This is a genomic window from Agromyces binzhouensis (genome assembly GCF_004135055.1).
Lineage (GTDB): Bacteria > Actinomycetota > Actinomycetes > Actinomycetales > Microbacteriaceae > Agromyces > Agromyces binzhouensis.
Genome location: NZ_SDPL01000496.1, coordinates 1 through 1,970, shown reverse-complemented (window position 1 = coordinate 1,970; position 1,970 = coordinate 1). Strand labels below are relative to the sequence as shown.

General features: G+C 72.8%; 3 protein-coding genes. 1 reads left to right on the top strand and 2 read right to left on the bottom strand.

Annotation, left to right across the window (positions count from 1 at the left end):
- Nucleotides 1-480 (bottom strand): NAD(P)/FAD-dependent oxidoreductase (locus tag ESO86_RS16065; protein ID WP_129235850.1); only part of this gene is annotated, 480 nt, incomplete at its 3' end.
- 162 nt (nucleotides 481-642) lie between these two features.
- Between ESO86_RS16065 and ESO86_RS16060 the strand changes: the two genes are divergently transcribed.
- Nucleotides 643-1,242: a TetR family transcriptional regulator gene (locus ESO86_RS16060; protein ID WP_165308067.1), complete on the top strand. Its 600-nt coding sequence runs from the start codon at nucleotides 643-645 to the stop codon at nucleotides 1,240-1,242.
- A 227-nt stretch (nucleotides 1,243-1,469) separates the two neighbouring features.
- On the opposite strand, the gene ESO86_RS16055 is transcribed toward ESO86_RS16060, so the two are convergent.
- Nucleotides 1,470-1,970 (bottom strand): hypothetical protein (locus ESO86_RS16055; RefSeq protein WP_242492421.1); only part of this gene is annotated, 501 nt, incomplete at its 5' end.

The following is a 1,970-nucleotide window of genomic DNA, read 5'->3' as shown; positions in this document are numbered from 1 at the left end:
CACGTTCACGCGTGCGGCCGTCTCGCGGGCGTCGAGCTCCTCGACATCCGTCGCCGGCCACTCGCGCTCGGCCGCCGCGGCGGCGCGCAGTCGCGCGAGCTGTGCGGGCGCGGTCGCGATCTCGAGTTCGCCGCCCTTGTGGATGCCGGCGTCGATGCCCTCGGCGCCCGTGACGCGGATCACCTCGTCGACGGTCTCGTTCAGCGCGCGCTGTTGCGCGATCGCGGCGTCGCGGCCGTGGCTCTTCGCGTACTGCTCGCGACCGCCCGTGACCGAGTTGGTGAGCCATCCGCCGTTGCGACCGGAGGCGCCGAAGCCCGCGAACCGCTGCTCGAGCACCGCGATGCGCAGATCGGGCTGGTCGCGCTTGAGGTAGTACGCGGTCCAGAGGCCGGTGTAGCCGCCGCCGACGATCGCGACGTCGACGTCGAGGTCGCCCGCGAGCGCGGGGCGCTCGTTCGGCACGCCGACCTGCTGCATCCAGTACGAGACCCCGCCATTGGTGACTCCGTCGCCCGCCACACGTCCTCCATCTTTTTTCAAACAGTGTTTGACAACACCTGCAGCGACGTTAGTGTGGTGCCCGTCGGGATGTCAACGAGCGGATGCCGCGGCATCCGCCCCGCCGGAAGGGAGCCGCCGTTGCCGGCCGAAGTCGACACCGCCGAACGCCTGGCCGACATCGCGCGCGCCACGGTCGCCGTCGCACAGGAGCGCGGCACGCACGCGGTCACCCTGCGCGCGGTCGCCGAGCGACTCGGCCGCTCCACCGCGTTCATCACGCACTTCGTGCCGAGCCGCGCCGAGCTCATGGCGAACGCCCTCGAACTCGCCCGAGCGCGCTGGGACGACGAGCGCCGCGACGAGCTCGGCGGCCTCGTCGGCGTCGAGCGGCTCGCCGCCCTCACGCGTTGGATGTGCACCTCCTCCCCCGAGGAATCCGTGTTCCGCAGCCTCTGGATCGAGGTCATCGCCGACGTGCGCGCCGGCCACGACCGCGCCTACGACCTGCTCCGCACCGTGACGGATGCCACCTACGAGAGCTTCCTCGACGGCGCACGCGCCGCCGACCGCGAGGAGGCCGCACGGATCGCCGACGTCCTCTACCTCTACTGCCGCGGGTACGAGGTGAAGTCGGTCGAGGATCCGGAGGGCTGGCCCGACGACCGCGTGCAGCACTCGCTCGAACTGCTGCTGCAGGCGCTCGTCTTCGACCGGGCGGATGCCGCGGGATCCGCCTGACGCTCCCGGCGTCGACGGGCGAACCGGCGGGCGAGCCCGCCGGCGCGCTCGGCGAGATCGAATCCGGCGGCGGGTGGGACCAGCCGTGCTCTGCTTGGCGCAGCCCCGAAGGGAAGGCCGCCTGAAACCCGGTACTCCCGCTCTTGTCTCACGGCTCGGCCGGACGCGGGCCACACGCTACTCGCGGTGGTGCCGGCGCCGCCCGGGCCGAAGGTCCCGAGGCCCCGTCAGTCCACGCCGAGCGCGCGACGCGCGTGGCGGTACTTCTCGGCGAGGCGCGCCTGCTTGGCGAAGTCGAGGCGGCGCAGCCGCCAGGGCGCGGTGTTGTCGTCGATGTCGGCGAGCTTGACACGCAGCGCGACCGGATGGCGCCGGATGCGCGCGTAGTACTCGTCGGGCGTGATCTCGGGCCGGCGCGTGAGGAGCTCGACGACGCCGACGACCTCGAGCAGCACGCCCGCCTCGAACAGCTCGCGCGAGGTGATCGGCGTGTCCTCGAGCACGTCGTGCAACCACGCCGCCGCCGCCGCGATCGGGTCGGTAACCGGATCGAACCGCTCGGCGATGCGTCCCGGATGGTCGATGTACGGCGTGCCGCTCTTGTCGAGCTGGCCGCGGTGCGCGGCGAACGCGATGCCCTTCGCGAGCGCGACCTGCGCGACGGCGTCGAGCGCGGAGAGCGATCCGTGCGACCGCGGCGCGGCCGGGTGCGGTGCGGCCGGGAGCGG